The sequence below is a fragment of the Pseudomonas sp. ADAK18 genome (assembly GCF_012935695.1).
GTDB lineage: Bacteria > Pseudomonadota > Gammaproteobacteria > Pseudomonadales > Pseudomonadaceae > Aquipseudomonas.
Genome location: NZ_CP052859.1, coordinates 4,589,988 through 4,607,410 on the forward strand (window position 1 = coordinate 4,589,988; position 17,423 = coordinate 4,607,410).

Annotated in this window: 14 protein-coding genes and 1 pseudogene; 12 read left to right on the plus strand and 3 right to left on the minus strand. The window is 58.2% G+C overall.

The genetic code is table 11. The annotated features are described in order from the left end of the window. Nucleotides 1–14 precede the first annotated feature (14 nt). From HKK55_RS20740 to HKK55_RS20780, 9 genes are all read left to right on the plus strand, one after another. Nucleotides 15–1,616, plus strand: coding sequence for an ABC transporter substrate-binding protein (locus HKK55_RS20740; protein ID WP_169356375.1), 1,602 nt, complete (start codon nt 15–17; stop codon nt 1,614–1,616). A 257-nt stretch (nt 1,617–1,873) separates the two neighbouring features. After that, on the plus strand, nt 1,874–3,502 hold the full coding sequence (locus HKK55_RS20745; RefSeq protein ID WP_169356376.1) for an ABC transporter substrate-binding protein: 1,629 nt from the start codon (nt 1,874–1,876) through the stop codon (nt 3,500–3,502). Between the two features lie 306 nt (nt 3,503–3,808). After that, nucleotides 3,809–5,413: an ABC transporter substrate-binding protein gene (locus tag HKK55_RS20750; protein WP_169356377.1), complete on the plus strand. Its 1,605-nt coding sequence runs from the start codon at nt 3,809–3,811 to the stop codon at nt 5,411–5,413. Nucleotides 5,414–5,582: 169 nt separating this feature from the next. After that, on the plus strand, nt 5,583–6,977 hold the full coding sequence (locus HKK55_RS20755) for an OprD family porin (RefSeq protein WP_169356378.1): 1,395 nt from the start codon (nt 5,583–5,585) through the stop codon (nt 6,975–6,977). 79 nt (nt 6,978–7,056) lie between these two features. Beyond that, nucleotides 7,057–8,652, plus strand: a complete 1,596-nt coding sequence (locus HKK55_RS20760; protein WP_169356379.1) for an ABC transporter substrate-binding protein — start codon at nt 7,057–7,059, stop codon at nt 8,650–8,652. A gap of 73 nt (nt 8,653–8,725) precedes the next feature. Then, complete coding sequence (locus HKK55_RS20765) at nt 8,726–9,736, plus strand: ABC transporter permease subunit (protein ID WP_169356380.1); 1,011 nt, start codon at nt 8,726–8,728, stop codon at nt 9,734–9,736. A 10-nt stretch (nt 9,737–9,746) separates the two neighbouring features. Continuing rightward, nucleotides 9,747–10,658, plus strand: a complete 912-nt coding sequence (locus HKK55_RS20770) for an ABC transporter permease subunit (protein ID WP_155583544.1) — start codon at nt 9,747–9,749, stop codon at nt 10,656–10,658. 10 nt (nt 10,659–10,668) lie between these two features. Then, nucleotides 10,669–11,637 (plus strand): ABC transporter ATP-binding protein, encoded by a 969-nt coding sequence (locus HKK55_RS20775; RefSeq protein ID WP_169356381.1) that lies wholly within the window; start codon nt 10,669–10,671, stop codon nt 11,635–11,637. Next, a complete protein-coding gene (locus HKK55_RS20780) occupies nt 11,637–12,608 on the plus strand; it encodes a peptide ABC transporter ATP-binding protein (RefSeq protein ID WP_169356382.1) in 972 nt (323 codons plus the stop codon). The genes HKK55_RS20775 and HKK55_RS20780 overlap by 1 nt, the downstream gene beginning before the upstream one ends. A 16-nt stretch (nt 12,609–12,624) precedes the next feature. Here the strand turns inward: HKK55_RS20780 and HKK55_RS29330 are convergent. Beyond that, a pseudogene (locus HKK55_RS29330) lies at nt 12,625–12,714 on the minus strand (outer membrane lipoprotein carrier protein LolA); the annotation flags it as partial. Nucleotides 12,715–12,813: 99 nt separating this feature from the next. Next, nucleotides 12,814–13,086 (minus strand): hypothetical protein, encoded by a 273-nt coding sequence (locus HKK55_RS20785; RefSeq protein WP_169356383.1) that lies wholly within the window; start codon nt 13,084–13,086, stop codon nt 12,814–12,816. Nucleotides 13,087–13,466: 380 nt separating this feature from the next. On the opposite strand from HKK55_RS20785, the gene HKK55_RS20790 reads away from it, so the two are divergent. After that, entirely contained in the window at nt 13,467–13,808 is a 342-nt protein-coding gene (locus tag HKK55_RS20790; RefSeq protein ID WP_169356384.1) for a hypothetical protein, read from the plus strand. Nucleotides 13,809–13,877: 69 nt separating this feature from the next. Here the strand turns inward: HKK55_RS20790 and HKK55_RS20795 are convergent, their stop codons facing one another. Further along, complete coding sequence (locus HKK55_RS20795; RefSeq protein ID WP_155583549.1) at nt 13,878–15,461, minus strand: peptide chain release factor 3; 1,584 nt, start codon at nt 15,459–15,461, stop codon at nt 13,878–13,880. 328 nt (nt 15,462–15,789) lie between these two features. Between HKK55_RS20795 and HKK55_RS20800 the strand changes: the two genes are divergently transcribed. Together HKK55_RS20800 and HKK55_RS20805 are read left to right on the plus strand one after the other, a co-directional pair. Next, nucleotides 15,790–16,506 (plus strand): ABC transporter permease, encoded by a 717-nt coding sequence (locus HKK55_RS20800; RefSeq protein ID WP_169356385.1) that lies wholly within the window; start codon nt 15,790–15,792, stop codon nt 16,504–16,506. A gap of 20 nt (nt 16,507–16,526) precedes the next feature. After that, nucleotides 16,527–17,420, plus strand: a complete 894-nt coding sequence (locus tag HKK55_RS20805) for a glycine betaine ABC transporter substrate-binding protein (protein WP_169356386.1) — start codon at nt 16,527–16,529, stop codon at nt 17,418–17,420. The last annotated feature ends 3 nt before the right edge of the window (nt 17,421–17,423 follow it).

The window sequence follows — 17,423 nt, forward strand, 5'->3', positions numbered from 1 at the left end:
CTTCAGGGGTATCCATGGAAAGAATCGCCTTAAAAACGCTGCTCCTCGCCGCCGGCTTGCTGGCCCTTATGCCGATGGCCCAGGCGGCCAGCACCCTGGTCTACTGCTCTGAAGCCAGCCCCGCCGGCTTCGACCCCAGTCAGTACACCAGCGGCACCGATTTCGATGCCTCCGCCGAAACCGTCTTCAACCGCCTGACCCAGTTCAAGCGCGGCGGTACCGAAGTTGAGCCAGGCCTGGCCACACGCTGGGACGTATCCCCGGATGGCCTGACGTATACCTTCCATCTGCGAGAGGGCGTTAAGTTCCACACCACCGACTACTTCACCCCCACCCGCGACTTCAATGCCGACGATGTGCTGTTCACCTTCCAGCGCTTGCTGGATGCCGACAGCCCGTTTCGCAAGGCCTACCCCTCCGAGTCGCCGTACTTCACCGACATGGGCCTGAACACCACCATCAAGAGCATCGACAAGATCGACGACCACGCCGTGCGGTTCAGCCTGAATAACGTCGATGCCTCGTTCGTGCAAAACCTGGCCATGAGTTTTGCCTCGGTGCAATCCGCCGAGTACGCCGCGCAGTTGCTCAAGGAGGGCAAGGCCGCAGACATCAACCAGAAGCCCGTCGGCACCGGGCCATTCGTGTTCAAGCGCTACCAGAAGGATTCGCAGATCCGCTACAGCGCCAATAAAGAGTACTGGAAGCCCGAGGATGTGAAACTCGACAACCTGGTGTTTTCCATTACCCCGGACGCAGCTGTGCGCCTGCAAAAGCTCAAGACCGGCGAGTGCCAGGTCAGCGGCTATCCTCGTCCTTCGGACATCGAAGTGATGGAGCAGGACCCGAACCTGCGGGTGCTCAAGCAAGCCGGTTTCAACCTGGGCTTCCTCGCCTACAACGTGACCCACAAACCCTTGGATCAGCTCAAAGTGCGCCAGGCCCTGGACATGGCCATCGACAAGCCGGCCATTATCAAGGCGGTGTACCAGAGCGCCGGGCAATTGGCGCAGAACGCACTGCCGCCGGCCCAGTGGTCTTATGACCCGACAATCAAAGACGCGCCGTACGATCCGGTCAAGGCCCGGGCGCTACTAAAAGAAGCAGGGGTTGCACCAGGTACCACCATCAATCTTTGGGCCATGACGGTACAACGGGCGTCCAATCCCAACGCACGGATGTCGGCGCAAATGATCCAGCAGGACTGGGCCAAGATCGGGATAACCGCCAATATCGTGAGCTACGAGTGGGGTGAGTACATCAAGCGGGCGAAAAATGGCGAGCACGATGTGATGATCTACGGCTGGACCGGCGACAACGGCGACCCGGATAACTGGCTGGGTGTGCTCTACAGTTGTGCCGCAGTCAAGGGCAGCAACTACGCAAAATGGTGTAACCCCGAGTACGACAAACTGGTGCAGCAGGCCAAAGTCAGCAGTGACCGTGAGCAGCGCATCAAGTGGTATCAACAGGCACAAAAAATCCTTAAGGAACAAGTACCTATAACACCTATTGCGAACTCGACGGTTTTCCAGCCACTTCGAAAGGAAGTCCAGGACTTCAAGATCAGTCCATTTGGGCTGACACCCTTCTATGGCGTGAGTCTCCATAAGTAACAGCCCTGCGCCAACCGGGTGCGCCAGACGCTCCGGTTGGTCATTTTTGGTGCGCTAAACGCACCGAAAAGACCCTCCAAAATGTCTATTTGTGTCGAAACTTACATCAATGCGACATTCCTGTACGTTCGTACCACTGTTTAGCGCTTGCAGCCTCTCAACATCTTGCATTGGGTATGGGCCCTGCATAAGTATCCGCAGGTCGACTCACGAGGTCGCCCTCACTACCAAAAATGACAACAAATCATGAGGCCAACATGCTTAAACACGCAGTCATTCCGTTATTAGTCAGCGCCGGTTTAATGGCTGCTGCACCTTTCGCCCAAGCGGCGACTAATCTGGTGTTCTGCTCCGAAGGGAGCCCGGCCGGTTTCGATCCAGGCCAGTACACCACCGGAACAGACTTCGATGCTTCGGCCGAAACCATGTTCAACCGCCTGACTCAGTTCGAGCGCGGCGGCACCGCCGTAATTCCTGGGCTCGCCACCAGCTGGGACGTTTCCCCGGATGGCCTGACGTATACCTTCCACCTTCGTGAAGGCGTCAAGTTCCACACCACCCCGTACTTCAAGCCAACTCGTGAGTTCACGGCTGACGACGTACTGTTCACCTTCAACCGGATGATCAATAAAGACGATCCGTTCCGTAAAGCCTACCCTACCGAGTTCCCGTACTTCACGGACATGGGGATGGACACCAACATCAAGAACATCGAGAAAGTCGATGACCACACCGTCAAGTTCACCCTTGGCACCGTGGACGCCGCCTTCATCCAGAACCTGGCCATGAGCTTCGCTTCCGTCCAGTCGGCTGAATACGCCGCTCAACTGTTGAAGGAAGGCAAGGCACAGGACATTAACCAGAAGCCAATCGGCACTGGTCCGTTCGTGTTCAAGAGCTATCAGAAAGATTCCAACATCCGTTACACCGGCAACAAGGACTACTGGAAGCCTGAAGACGTGAAGATCGACAACCTGATCTTCGCTATCACCACCGACCCGTCGGTACGTATCCAGAAGCTGAAGAAAAACGAATGCCAGGTAACCCTGTTCCCACGTCCAGCCGACCTCAAGGCGCTGGGTGAAGACAAGGACCTGAAACTGCCGCACCAGGCTGGTTTCAACCTGGGCTACATCGCCTACAACGTGATGCCGGTGCTCAAAGGTCAAACCGCACCTAACCCGCTGTCCGACCTGCGAGTACGCGAGGCACTGGACATGTCGGTGAACAAGCAGCAGATCATCGACTCGGTTTATCAGGGCGCAGGCCAATTGGCCGTCAACGCCATGCCGCCAACCCAGTGGTCCTATGACACCACCATCAAAGATGCCCCGCACGATTTGACCAAAGCCAAGGCTTTGCTCAAGGAAGCAGGCGTCAAGGAAGGCACCGAAATCACCCTGTGGGCGATGCCGGTTCAGCGTCCGTACAACCCGAACGCCAAGCTGATGGCCGAGATGCTGCAGAACGACTGGAAACAGATCGGCCTGAAGGTCAACATCGTCAGCTACGAGTGGGGCGAGTACATTAAGCGTTCCAAAGGCGGCGAGAACCAGGCCATGATCATTGGCTGGAGCGGCGACAATGGTGACCCGGACAACTGGCTGAACGTGCTGTTCGGCTGCGACTCCCTGGCCGGCAACAACTTCTCCAAGTGGTGCGACAAGAAATTCGACGGCATCGTGAAAGAAGCCAAGGCAACTTCCGACGTAGCCAAACGCACCGAGCTGTACAAGCAGGCGCAACATATCCTCAAAGATGCAGTCCCGATGACACCTATCGCGCACTCGACGGTGTATCAACCCATGCGCAACAACGTGCAGGACTTCAAGATCAGCCCATTTGGCTTGAACTCCTTCTACGGCGTGAGCGTAAGCGGCAAGTAAGGATCCCTGGCGGCGACGTGTAAAAACGTCGCCGTTATTGCATCCGCCAAGACCATAGGAATCAGACTACATCCGCACCTGCTGCCGTCCTACGGCAACAAACTGCGAATCACTCGTCCGCTACCTACAAGGTCTGTCAGATTCGACGCATTTACTGCCCGGCTCCCGACTCATAACGTCGTGGCACGGCAGAGGCTTCGTACCTGTAGGGCATTTGCTGAATGTGGGGTCAGTGTTGTTTCCATGCCCTGAACGGCCTGGCGATTGCTCACTGACGACAACAACAAACAAGGATTGGGGACTGTCATGCGCCATACAACCGTTCTATCCGCGATTTTGGGCACCGGCCTGTTAATCAGTGCGTCACTGAGCCAAGCGGCTGACAAGAAAAGCCTGGTGTTTTGCTCCGAAGGCAGCCCCGCTGGCTTCGACACCGCGCAATACACCACCGCCACTGATAACGATGTAGCCGAGCCGCTCTATAACCGTCTGGCTGAGTTCGAGAAAGGCGCCACCACGGTAGTCCCCGGTCTTGCAACCTCATGGGACATTTCACCGGACGGTCTGACGTATACCTTCCACCTGCGCGAAGGGGTGAAGTTCCACAGCAACAAGGACTTCAAGCCGACGCGCGATTTTGACGCCGACGACGTGCTGTTCACCTTCAACCGCATGCTTGACCCCGAGCACCCTTTCCGCAAGGCCTACCCCACCGAGTTTCCGTACTTCACCGGGATGAGCCTGAACAAAAATATCGCAAAGGTCGAAAAAACCGACCCACACACCGTGGTGATGACGTTGAACACGGTAGACGCCGCGTTTATCCAGAACATCGCCATGAGCTTCGCCTCGATCCTGTCGGCCGAATACGCCGACCACTTGCTCAAGATCGGCAAGCCTAGCGAAATCAACCAGAAGCCGATCGGCACTGGGCCTTTCGAGTTCAAGAGTTATCAGAAAGACTCCAACATCCGCTACGTCGCCAACAAACACTACTGGGCGCCGGACCGGGTCAAGCTCGATCAACTGATCTTCGCCATCAATACCGACGCCTCGGTGCGGGTGCAGAAGCTCAAGGCCAACGAATGCCAGGTCACCCTGCACCCTCGACCGGCAGACGTAGACGCCCTCAAAGCCGACCCGAAATTGCAACTGCTGACCAAACCTGGCTTCAACCTCGGTTACATCGCCTATAACGTACGGCACAAGCCTTTCGACCAGCTCGAAGTACGCCAGGCCCTGGACATGGCGGTGAACAAGCAGAGCATTCTCAATGCGGTTTACCAAGGCGCGGGGCAACTGGCGGTCAACGCCATGCCGCCAACCCAATGGTCCTACGACGACACCATCAAGGACGCCGCTTACAACCCGGAAAAAGCCAAGGAACTGCTCAAGGCCGCCGGCGTCAAGGAAGGCACCGAAATCACCCTATGGGCGATGCCGGTGCAACGGCCGTACAACCCCAACGCCAAGCTGATGGCCGAAATGCTCCAGAACGATTGGGCCAAGATCGGCCTCAAGGTCAAGATCGTCAGCTACGAATGGGGCGAGTACATCAAGCGCACCAAGAATGGCGAACATGACATCAGCCTGATCGGCTGGACCGGCGACAACGGTGACCCGGACAACTGGCTGGGTACCCTGTACAGCTGCGACGCCATCGGCGGGAACAACTACTCCATGTGGTGTGACCCTGCGTACGACAAGCTGATCAAGCAAGCCAAGGTCGTCACCGACCGCGAACAAAGGACTGTTCTGTACAAACAGGCGCAGCAACTGCTTAAAGCACAGGTGCCGATCACGCCAGTCGCCCACTCGACGGTCAACCAGCCGTTAAGCGCCAAAGTCGAAGGTTTCAAAGTGAGCCCCTTCGGCCGCAACGTGTTCTCGGGCGTCAGTATCAACCCATAAGAAAGTAACCGGATTGCACAGGGCGAAGTTCGCCCTGTGGCAAACGTGCAGCCTTAATTCAGTGGTCCTACGGCAAACGTTTGCAAAGGCTTGAACGAGTTACACACCCAATAGCCGGTTCACCTAAAAAGACCGGCATTAAAAAAAGAGAACCAAAGGAGCTTCACCCATGAAACTGAGCAGCACCGCGCTACTGGCCTTGGCCATCAGCAGCATCACGGCTAACGCCTATGCTGACCCTGCAAGTCAGGACTTCGTTCCTACCACTCTGGCCGGCTCCAGCGCCCAAAGCGAGGCCAAAGGCTTTATCGATGGACAAAGCCTGGGCGGTACCACCCGTAACTGGTTCTCCAACGAGCAGAAATTCCGTGGTGGCAAGTTCACCTACCAAAAACACGGTGAAGCCCGCACCGACGCGTACCGTACCAACTGGGTACAAGGCACCATCCTCAACTACAGCTCGGGCTTTACCCAAGGCACCGTAGGGGTCGCTACCGAAGTCGCGGCCTACAACGCCGTGGTCCTGGACCGCAGCAAGCGCGATATCAAGGGCGGTTCCAACCGTACCCTGGCTGACTCCAACGGCGACGCCGTGGACCAGTGGAGCAAACTGGGTCTGGCCAACGTCAAGTTCCGCGTCTCGAACACCACCTTGACCGCCGGTCGCCAGAACTTCAGCAGCGGCATTGTCGACACCATCGGCAACCGTGCACTGCCTTCGAGCTTTGAAGGTGTGAGCTTCAACAGCGAAGAGTTCAGCAACCTGTCGTTCCAGGGCGGCGTGTTTGACCGCGTTTCGCCACGGACCGAGCAAAGCCTGTCGAAATTCCGTACCGAATACGGCAATGGCGCTGAAACCGACAAGGTCAACACCCTCGGTGTGAACTACCAGCCGTTCAAGAGCCTGAAAACCAGCCTCTTCGCCGCTAACGTGGAAGACTTCTGGAACCAGTACTACTTCGGTGCAACCCACGAGTTGGGCGACAGCCAGACACTGGCACTGACCACTGGCCTGAACTACTACAAAACCGTCGATACCGGCAAAAAGTTGATGGGCACGATCGACAACGATACCTACTCGTTGTCGCTGGGTCTGACCCACCAGGCTCATAGCCTGACCTTCTCCTACCAGGCCGTGAACGGTAACGAGTACTTCGACTACCTGCACGAAACCAACGGTATCTACCTGGCCAACTCCCTGACGTCCGACTTTAACGGTCCGAACGAGAAGTCCTTCCAGATCGCCTACGGCCTCAACATGGCCGAATACGGCGTGCCAGGCCTGAAGTTCAACATCTACTCGGCTCGCGGCTGGGGTATCGACGGTACTCACTACACCGGCGACGGCGGCCGAGCAGGCTTTGCCTACAACGGCATTCAGGCCCAGGACGGCGAGAAACACCAGGAATACGGTATCGGTACCTCCTACGCCGTGCAGAGCGGCCCGCTTAAGGCCACCGCTATTCGTGCGACCTACGTCACTCACCGTGCCACCGAAAACCAGGCTGACGGCAACATCCGTGAGTTCCGTCTGGTCACCACCATTCCGTTCAACATTCTTTAATTAGCGCCAGGTGTACGGCGGGCTCAGGACGAGCCCCCGTACACGCTTGTCTGGTTCAATCGATTGCAGAGGGCTCTCAATGAAAATGCTCCCGTTACAAGCTGCCATTGCCGCTGCGCTGTTGAGTGTGGCGATTGGCGTTTCGGCCAAACCGTTGATCGTCTGCACCGAAGCCAGCCCTGAGGGTTTCGATCCAGTTCTGTACAGTACGGCAGTCACCGCAGATGCCGCCGCAGAAACCATGTTCAACCGGCTGGTAGACTTCAAACCGGGGACCACCGAAATCGTCCCGGCGCTCGCCAAATCCTGGGATATCAGTGAAGACGGGCTGAGCTACACCTTTCACCTGCGTACCGATGTCAAGTTCCACACCACCGATTACTTCACGCCCACCCGCAACATGAATGCCGACGATGTGCTGTGGAACTTCCACCGCCAGATGGACCCGAACCACCCGTGGCATAACAAGTCCAGCACCGGCTTCCCGTATTTCGAAAGCATGGGCTTCAAGGAACTGATCAAGAGCGTCGAGAAAACCGACGACCACACCGTGGTCTTTACCCTGACCCGTCGTGAAGCACCGTTCCTGGCCGACGTCGCCATGCCGTTTACCGCGATTCACTCCGCTGAGTACGCCGACAAATTACTCGCCGCCGGCAAGACCGACGAGCTCAACAGTAAGCCGATCGGCACTGGCCCCTTCATCTTCACCCGTTATCAAAAAGACGCTCAGGTGCGTTTCAAGGCCAACCCGGAATATTTCCGTGGCAAGCCACCCGCCGATCCACTGATCCTGTCCATTGCCGTCGACAACAACACCCGGCTGCAGAAGCTCAAGGCCAACGAATGCCAGATCGCGCTGTATCCCAAGCCTGACGACATCCCAAGCGTCAAGGCCGACCCGAACCTGAAAGTCTATGAACTGGCCGCCATGACCATGGGCTACATCGCCATGAACACCACGCACAAGTACATCAGTGACCCGCGGGTCCGTCATGCGATCAATATCGCCTTTGACAAGGAAGCCTATGTCAATGCCATGTATGGCAAGGGCAACGCGGTGGTCGGCACCGGTCCTTATCCACCGACACTGCTGGGATTCAGCGAGAAACTGAAAAACCCGCCCCGCGATCTCGACAAGGCCCGCGCCCTGCTCAAGGAAGCGGGAGTGCCTGAAGGCACGGTCTTTACGCTGTACACCCGCAATGGCGGTGGCCCGACCAATCCCAACCCCCTGCTGGGTGCACAGATGATGCAGTCGGACCTGTCCAGGATTGGTCTTAAGATCGACATCCGTGTCTTCGAATGGGGCGAAATGCTCAAGCGCTCGAAAGCGGGTGAGCATGACCTGATGTCGGCCGGCTGGGCGGGGGATAACGGGGACCCGGACAACTTCCTCACGCCTAATTTGAGTTGCGACGCCGCACAAAACGGCGAAAACTACGCCCGCTGGTGTAACAAAGAGTTTCAAGCCCTGATCGACAAGGCTCGCGAGGGCACTGAACCGGCAGCTCGGGCTGCGCTCTATGAACAAGCACAGGAGGTTTTCGAGAAGGACCAACCGTGGATCCCCATGGCCTACCCGAAAATGTTCACCGCCTTGCGTAAAAACGTCGAGGGTTTTACCCAAAGCCCCCTGACCAACAATAACTTCGCCACCACCCAGGTGAAGTAATAAGAGACGCCCGGCACCGTCGACCTGGACGGTGCCGGACCTGCCTAACCGGCTGATTGAGGTACACAACAAGATGTTTAGTTTTATTGCCCGCCGATTGGGGTTATTGATCCCCACGTTTTTCGGCATCACCTTGCTGACGTTCGCGTTGATTCGCATGATCCCTGGCGATCCCGTGGAAGTCATGATGGGCGAACGACGAGTCGACCCCGAAATGCACGCTCAGGCAATGGAACGCCTTGGTCTGAATAAACCCTTGTATGCGCAATACTTTGACTACGTCGGCAAGCTTGCCCACGGCGACCTTGGCGAATCCCTGCGTACCCGTACCAGCGTGTGGACTGAATTCACCGCCCTCTTCCCTGCGACCCTGGAACTGTCCATGGCCGCCCTGTTGTTCGCCGGCGTCCTGGGCCTCCTGGCCGGGGTAATCGCGGCCTTGAAGCGAGGATCCCTGTTCGACCATGGGGTGATGGGCATCTCCCTCGCGGGATATTCGATGCCGATCTTCTGGTGGGGCCTGATCCTGATCATGTTCTTCTCCGTGAGCCTGGGCTGGACCCCGGTGTCCGGACGTATAGACCTGCTCTACGACATCGAGCCGCGCACCGGCTTCATGCTGATCGACACCCTGCTGGCGGATGAACCCGACGCGTTCTTCGACGCCCTGCACCACCTGATCCTGCCGGCCATCGTGCTCGGCACCATTCCGCTGGCCGTGATCGCGCGGATGACCCGCTCCTCGATGCTCGAAGTGCTGCGTGAAGACTACATCCGTACCGCCAAGGCCAAAGGCCTGTCGCCGGCACGCGTGGTGTTCGTCCACGGCCTGCGCAACGCGCTGATCCCGGTACTGACGGTGGTCGGCCTGCAAGTCGGCACCCTGCTGGCCGGTGCGGTCCTGACCGAAACCATCTTCTCCTGGCCCGGCATCGGCAAATGGCTGATCGAAGCCATTGGCGCACGGGATTATCCCGTGGTGCAAAACGGCATCCTGTTAATCGCCTGCCTGGTGATTATGGTGAACTTCGTGGTGGATATCCTCTACGGCTTTGCCAACCCACGCATCCGTCACCAGCGCTGAGATCATGACCATGACCACTCCAACTACTTCGGTAGCAGTCGATCAAAGCCTGCTTTATCCGTCCCCGTACAAAGAATTCTGGCAAGCCTTTTCCAAGAACAAGGGCGCGGTTGCCGGCCTGTTGTTCATGTTGCTGGTGATATTTTGCGCACTGTTCGCCCCTTGGGTGGCGCCGCACAACCCGAGCGAACAGTACCGCGACTTCCTGCTGACCCCGCCAGCCTGGCTGGAAGGTGGGCAGATGCAATTCCTGCTGGGCACCGACGAACTGGGCCGTGACTTGCTGTCGCGCCTGATCCAGGGTTCGCGCCTGTCGTTGCTGATAGGTTTGTCTTCGGTCGTCATGTCGCTGATCCCGGGGATTCTGCTGGGTCTGTTCGCCGGCTTCTTCCCACGCTTGCTCGGCCCGACCATCATGCGTTTGATGGACATCATGCTGGCCCTGCCATCGCTGCTGCTGGCTGTGGCGATTGTCGCCATCCTCGGCCCTGGCCTGATCAACACCGTGATCGCCATCGCCATCGTGTCCCTACCGTCCTATGTCCGCTTGACCCGCGCTGCGGTGATGGGCGAACTGAACCGCGACTACGTGACCGCCGCCCGCCTCGCTGGCGCCGGCCTGCCCCGCCTGATGTTCGTCACCGTGCTGCCTAACTGCATGGCACCGTTGATCGTGCAGGCAACCTTGAGTTTCTCCTCGGCGATTCTTGATGCCGCAGCCCTTGGCTTCCTCGGCCTTGGCGTACAACCGCCAACCCCTGAGTGGGGCACCATGCTGGCCTCGGCTCGCGACTACATCGAACGCGCCTGGTGGGTAGTGAGTCTGCCTGGCTTGACCATTTTGCTCAGCGTGCTGGCAATCAACCTGATGGGCGACGGTCTGCGCGATGCGCTGGACCCGAAACTCAAGAATGCCGCCTGAGGAGATTCCCATGTCACTGCTAGAAATCAAGAATCTCAATGTCCGCTTCGGCGACAAGACCGCCGTGCCGGTGGTCGATGGCCTCGACATTTCCGTCGACAAGGGCGAAGTACTGGCGATCGTTGGCGAGTCGGGCTCGGGTAAATCCGTGACCATGATGGCGCTGATGGGCCTGATCGAGCACCCCGGCATCGTCACCGCCGACGCCCTGAACTTCGACGGCAAGGACATGCTCAAACTGAGCAACCGCCAGCGTCGGCAGATCGTCGGTAAAGACCTGGCGATGGTGTTCCAGGACCCGATGACCGCGCTGAACCCTAGCTACACCGTGGGTTTCCAGATCGAGGAAGTGCTGCGCCTACACCTGAAGATGTCCGGCAAGCAAGCCCGCAAGCGTGCCATCGAACTGCTGGAAAAAGTCGAAATCCCAGGCGCTGCCAGCCGAATGGACGCCTACCCCCACCAGTTGTCTGGCGGCATGAGCCAGCGCGTGGCCATCGCCATGGCGATTGCCGGCGAGCCGAAACTGCTGATCGCCGATGAACCGACCACTGCGTTGGACGTAACCATCCAGGCGCAGATCATGGAGCTGCTGCTGGCCCTGCAGAAAGAACAGAACATGGGCCTGGTGCTGATCACCCACGACCTCGCGGTCGTGGCCGAAACCGCCCAGCGCGTGTGTGTGATGTACGCCGGCCAAGCCGTGGAAGTCGGCCAGGTGCCTGGCCTGTTCGACGTTCCGGGGCATCCGTACAGTGAAGCATTGCTGGCGGCGATTCCGGAACACAGCATGGGCGCGGCCCGTCTGTCGACCTTGCCGGGCATCGTTCCCGGTCGTTATGACCGTCCACAGGGCTGCCTGCTGTCTCCACGCTGCCCGTATGTCCAGGACAGCTGCCGTCAGACCCGCCCGGGTCTGGACCCTAAAGCCCACAGCCTAGCGCGCTGCTTCTACCCCTTGAACCAGGAGGTGGCGTAATGGCCGTCGTTCTTACCGCCCGCGACCTGACCCGTCACTACGAAGTGTCCCGTGGCCTGTTCAAGGGCCATGCCTTGGTGCGTGCGCTCAATGGTGTGTCGTTCGAACTGGAAGCCGGCAAGACCCTTGCGGTCGTAGGCGAATCCGGTTGCGGCAAGTCCACTCTGGCCCGTGCCCTGACGCTGATTGAAGAACCGTCCTCCGGCTCGCTGAAAATCGCCGGCCAGGAAGTCACCGGTGCCGACAAGGCCCAACGCAAGCAACTGCGCAAAGACGTGCAGATGGTGTTCCAGAGCCCTTATGCGTCGTTGAACCCACGCCAGAAAGTCGGTGACCAACTGGGCGAGCCGCTGCTGATCAACACCAACCTGTCCGCCGCCGAGCGCCGGGAAAAAGTCCAGGCGATGATGAAGCAAGTGGGCCTGCGCCCTGAGCATTATCAGCGCTACCCGCACATGTTCTCCGGTGGTCAGCGCCAGCGGATCGCATTGGCCCGGGCGATGATGCTGCAACCCAAAGTGCTGGTGGCGGATGAACCGACCTCGGCACTGGACGTGTCGATCCAGGCCCAGGTGCTCAACCTGTTCATGGACCTGCAGCAGGAGTTCAACACCGCCTACGTGTTCATCTCTCACAACCTGGCGGTGGTGCAGCACGTCGCCGACGACGTGATGGTGATGTACCTCGGCCGCCCGGTAGAAGTGGGTCCCAAGCACGACATCTACGCGCGTCCACTGCACCCCTACACCCAGGCACTGCTGTCGGCGACCCCAACCATTCATCCGGACCCGAACAAACCGAAGATCAAGATCGTCGGCGAGTTGCCCAACCCGCTAAACCCGCCATCTGGCTGCGCGTTCCACAAGCGTTGCCCGTACGCCACCGAACTGTGCAGCACCGAAGAGCCGGCCTTGCGGCCACTCGATAACCGCCAAGTGGCTTGCCACTTTGCAGAACAGTTTGTCGGCTGAGGCACAAACCCAAAAAACCTGTAGGAGCGAGCTTGCTCGCGAAGAACCTGAGAACGCATCGGAGCATCAGGCTCCCAGCGTTATCGTTAACGATCTTCGCGAGCAAGCTCGCTCCTACAGGGGCTAGTGTCTCACTTGAGTTCTACAGCCCTTCCCATCAGGTTGCGCATCAGCCTGGTAGGAGGGGCTTTTTTGCCTGTACTACTTATGTATCGCTGTCACCGCCATCATCCGGGTCGTCATTGTTATCCGGCCCGCCGGTGGTGCCATCATCATCGTCTTTGGAGCCGCCCTGGCCTTCATCACCGCCTTCAGACTCGCTCTTGGCCAGTTGCAGCACGCTTCCCTGCACCGTCTTCGCCGCCACAAACCCCGAGTCATGGCCTTGCACGGCCGTATTAGCCCACGCTGCCGACATGCCCAGCGATAACATCACCAGCACTTTGATCAACAGCACCAAACGTTGAAAGATACTCATGGTCGATTTCCGTCCAGTCAGTTGGTGAATCCCGCACGACCTGTGTCTTCGGCTTACGCCGACTGTCGCCCTTTCTCAAGCTAGTAGCGTTATGGGGTTTTCGCCATCTCGATCACCGTTGCCGAAGGAATTAGCACTTCGCTTATAGAGCTGTTTGGAATAATCATTATTCCAATACCAAAACTCACCCTCCTACCGACACTCCCCATAACACCTGCTATAAAAACCGAGCGCTCTTACACAGAAAACCACATTAACGCTCACCCCATGTAGAAATTATCTGGAACTTGTAACAAGTATGTTTCGGCAATTGCACAATTCAAAGCTTGAAGACTAAAGTCCGCCCTCTTCAACTAGTTACTTACAGGTTAATGTTATCTATGAGAGCCATTTCCAAATCCCTGGAAAAGTTACTGTCGGACATTTATGAAGATGGCGACGTGTCGATGGAGGAGTTCAAGTCCCTACAGGCCGAGTCAGATCGCCGCTGGGAGGCCGTAGTCCATGAACTGGGGCCAAACAACACATTGCTGACGTTTCAAAGTTCCATGGATGTAGCCCTGCACTTGTTGCACCTGAGCGTGAGTCATATCAAGAATCAGGAGCTGACTGACGTGGGCGAAGCAATCGTCAAGGATGCCATTGTTGCGCAAGTTGAAGCCGTACGCGTGGGAGCAGAACTTTCGTTAAAGCAACTTCGGGTAGGGCCGAACAGCCTTTAATTCAATAGTTATCCGCCACAAAAAAGGGCGAAGCCATCACAGCTTCGCCCTTTCTATTACCGCCAGACCTTAGTGATGCTCACGGGTCGCGCGGAATTTCACATCCGGCCAGCGCTCTTCCATCAGCGCCAGGTTGACCCGCGTCGGGGCCAGGTAGGTCAGGTGACCTCCGCCGTCGATCGCAAGGTTTTCCACGGCCTTGTTGGAGAACTCTTCCAACTTCTTCTTATCGCTGCAATCGATCCAGCGTGCGGAGTACACGGTGATCGGCTCGTAGGAGCACTCGACCTTGTATTCCTCTTTCAAGCGGCTGGCGACCACATCGAACTGCAGCACACCGACGGCGCCGAGGATGATGTCGTTGCTGCGCTCAGGGAAGAACACCTGGGTCGCGCCCTCTTCCGCCAGTTGCTGCAAGCCTTGGCGCAGTTGCTTGGACTTGAGCGGGTCACGCAGGCGTACGCGGCGGAACAGTTCCGGCGCGAAGTGCGGGATACCGGTGAAGCCCAGCACTTCGCCTTCGGTGAACGTATCACCGATCTGGATGGTGCCGTGGTTGTGCAAACCGATGATGTCGCCGGCAAATGCCTCTTCCAGTTGCTCACGCTCGGAGGAGAAGAACGTCAGGGCGTCGCCGATACGCACGTCCTTGCCGGTACGCACGTGGCGCATCTTCATGCCTTTTTCGTATTTGCCGGAGCAGATACGCATGAAGGCGATACGGTCGCGGTGTTTTGGGTCCATGTTCGCCTGGATCTTGAACACGAAGCCTGCGAATTTCTCTTCCACTGGCTCCACGGTACGTTCGTTGGCGACACGGGCCAGCGGTTTCGGCGCCCAGTTCACCACGGCGTCGAGCACGTGATCGACACCGAAGTTGCCCAAGGCGGTACCGAAGAACACCGGCGTCAGTTGGCCGTCGAGGAATTCCTGCTGATTGAACTCGTGGCAGGCGCCCTGTACCAGTTCCAACTGATCGACAAAACGGTCGTACTCGTCACCCAAGTGGGCGCGGGCTTCGTCCGAGTCGAGCTTCTCGATGATTTTCACATCGGTGCGTTCGTGACCATGGCCGGCTGTGTAGACAATGATGTAGTCGTCGGCCAGGTGGTACACGCCCTTGAAGTCGCGGTAGCAACCGATCGGCCAGGTGATCGGCGCGGCCTTGATCTTCAGGACGGCTTCGATCTCGTCGAGCAATTCGATCGGGTCACGGATGTCACGGTCGAGCTTGTTGATAAAGCTGACAATCGGCGTATCCCGCAGACGGCAAACGTCCATCAGCGCGATGGTCCGTGGCTCAACGCCTTTACCGCCGTCGAGCACCATCAGTGCCGAGTCGACCGCAGTCAGGGTACGGTAGGTATCTTCGGAGAAGTCTTCGTGGCCCGGGGTGTCGAGCAGGTTGATCATGTGTTCGCGGTAAGGAAACTGCATGACCGACGTGGTAATGGAAATACCCCGTTGCTTCTCCATCTCCATCCAGTCGGAGGTGGCATGACGGTCGGATTTACGGGATTTCACCGTGCCGGCCACTGCGATCGCCTTGCCCATCAGCAGGAGCTTTTCGGTGATGGTGGTTTTACCGGCATCGGGGTGGGAAATAATGGCGAAAGTGCGGCGTTTCGCGACTTCGGCGGCCTGGTGGGTCATGGGAAATCGCCTGGCAGGTGAGTCAAAAAAGGGCGGCGAGTATAGCGTAAACCCGGGGTGCCGGACCACCGTTCACCCAGTTAGGGGTGGCTAAAAGCTCCCAAGTGTGGAACCTTTTAAAAGGTGGAGGCGTCCACTCTCCTGTTACAGCATTCGTACCAGGGGCTGAAAAATCAGCAAGTTAGCCTGACGAGGCTGCGCTCATAGCTCGACCTCATGCCGTTTTGCCGGCATTGGCGAGCTGCTTTTCGCGACCACATTTGCCGACAGCCAGGAATGGCATTGCCGCTCGGGAATGTGCTCGCCGACTGAAATAAGGAGTCCGCCTGTGGCTATTCGCTATGGCAAAGGGCTGATAGGAGGAGCGGTTGTCGTCGCTCTCCTGGCCCTGCTGGTCCATTGGATTGGCATCAACACGATCGAACTGTACCGCGACGATTTGTTGTTTTACCTGCAAGCTCACCTGATTCTTGTCCTTGTCTCCATGCTTGCCGCCCTGATTGTGGGCATCCCCGCCGGTATTCTGCTCAGCCGACCGAACATGGTCGGGCGCGCAGAACGCTTCATGCAGATCTTCAACATCGGCAACACCGTCCCTCCCCTGGCCGTCCTGGCCATCGCCCTCGGCGTGCTCGGCATTGGCAGCGGCCCTGCGATCTTCGCCCTGTTCCTCGCCTCCTTGCTGCCCATCGTGCGCAACACCTATGAAGGACTGAAAAACGTCCAGAGTTCCTTGAAAGAAGCCGCTGTCGGCATCGGCATGACCCCGCGCCAAGTGCTGTTTCGCGTGGAGTTGCCCAACGCCGTGCCGATCATCATCGGTGGTGTGCGCGTGGCCCTGGCGATCAACGTCGGTACCGCGCCCCTGGCGTTCCTGATCGGCGCCAACAGCCTGGGCAGCCTGATCTTCCCTGGCATCGCCCTGAACAATCAGCCGCAACTGCTGCTCGGCGCCGCGTGTACCGCGCTGCTGGCCTTGCTGCTCGACGGTCTGGTGACCATGGCCAGCCGCCTCTGGCTGGAACGCGGGTTACGTCCGTCTTAAGGCTTGGCAAAGGAATTCACATGAAAAAACTGACTTTGATATTGAGTTGCGTCCTGCTGTTCGCAGGAATTGCGCAAGCCGCTGAAAAACCGGTCATCCGCATCGGCGCCCGGGTGTTCACCGAACAAACCCTGCTGGCCGAAATCACCTCCCAATACCTGCGCACCAAGGGCTATGACACCCGTGTGACCGGTGGCTTGGGCAGCAACCTGGCGCGCAGTGCCCAAGAGAGCGGGCAACTGGACCTGATCTGGGAATACACCGGCGTGTCGCTGGTGGCCTACAACCATGTCGACGAGAAGCTCGACAGTGAACAGTCCTACGCTCGGGTCAAAGAACTCGACGCGAAGAAAGGCCTGGTCTGGCTGTCACCGTCGAAGTTCAGCAACACCTACGCCCTGTCCCTGCCGGAGAACGTGGCCAAGGAATACCCGCAGATCAACACCATCAGCGACCTGACCAAGGCCCTGGCCGAGGACACTAAGGATAACCGCCTGGTGGCCCTGGACACCGAGTTCGCCAACCGTTCCGACGGCATGGCCGGCATGGTCAAGCTGTACGGCATGAACCTGACCCGCAAAAACACCCGGCAGATGGACGCAGGCCTGGTCTACACCGCCCTGCGTAATGGCCAAGTGTTTGCTGGCCTGGTCTACACCACCGACGGGCGCCTCAACGCCTTCAAATTGAAGCTGCTGGAAGACGACAAGCATTACTTCCCGGACTACACCGCCGCGCCCGTAGTGCGTCAGGTTTATCTCGACGCACACCCGCAACTGGCCGCAGAGCTTGCGCCGCTGGCCGCGTTGTTCGACGACGCAACCATGCGCCAACTCAACGCGCGGGTGGATGTCGACCATGAAAGCCCATCCGCCGTTGCCGCAGACTTCCTGCGCCAACACCCACTCAACTAAGGA

Bases quoted from the DNA above. Each gene is read 5' to 3' on its own strand.
- HKK55_RS20770 (WP_155583544.1), top strand. From the start codon at position 9,747: ATGACCACTCCAACTACTTCGGTAGCAGTCGATCAAAGCCTGCTTTAT.
- HKK55_RS20805 (WP_169356386.1), top strand. From the start codon at position 16,527: ATGAAAAAACTGACTTTGATATTGAGTTGCGTCCTGCTGTTCGCAGGA.
- HKK55_RS20780 (WP_169356382.1), top strand. From the start codon at position 11,637: ATGGCCGTCGTTCTTACCGCCCGCGACCTGACCCGTCACTACGAAGTG.
- HKK55_RS20755 (WP_169356378.1), top strand. From the start codon at position 5,583: ATGAAACTGAGCAGCACCGCGCTACTGGCCTTGGCCATCAGCAGCATC.
- HKK55_RS20760 (WP_169356379.1), top strand. From the start codon at position 7,057: ATGAAAATGCTCCCGTTACAAGCTGCCATTGCCGCTGCGCTGTTGAGT.
- HKK55_RS20765 (WP_169356380.1), top strand. From the start codon at position 8,726: ATGTTTAGTTTTATTGCCCGCCGATTGGGGTTATTGATCCCCACGTTT.
- HKK55_RS20785 (WP_169356383.1), bottom strand. From the start codon at position 13,086: ATGAGTATCTTTCAACGTTTGGTGCTGTTGATCAAAGTGCTGGTGATG.
- HKK55_RS20750 (WP_169356377.1), top strand. From the start codon at position 3,809: ATGCGCCATACAACCGTTCTATCCGCGATTTTGGGCACCGGCCTGTTA.
- HKK55_RS20795 (WP_155583549.1), bottom strand. From the start codon at position 15,461: ATGACCCACCAGGCCGCCGAAGTCGCGAAACGCCGCACTTTCGCCATT.
- HKK55_RS20745 (WP_169356376.1), top strand. From the start codon at position 1,874: ATGCTTAAACACGCAGTCATTCCGTTATTAGTCAGCGCCGGTTTAATG.
- HKK55_RS20740 (WP_169356375.1), top strand. From the start codon at position 15: ATGGAAAGAATCGCCTTAAAAACGCTGCTCCTCGCCGCCGGCTTGCTG.
- HKK55_RS20775 (WP_169356381.1), top strand. From the start codon at position 10,669: ATGTCACTGCTAGAAATCAAGAATCTCAATGTCCGCTTCGGCGACAAG.
- HKK55_RS20790 (WP_169356384.1), top strand. From the start codon at position 13,467: ATGAGAGCCATTTCCAAATCCCTGGAAAAGTTACTGTCGGACATTTAT.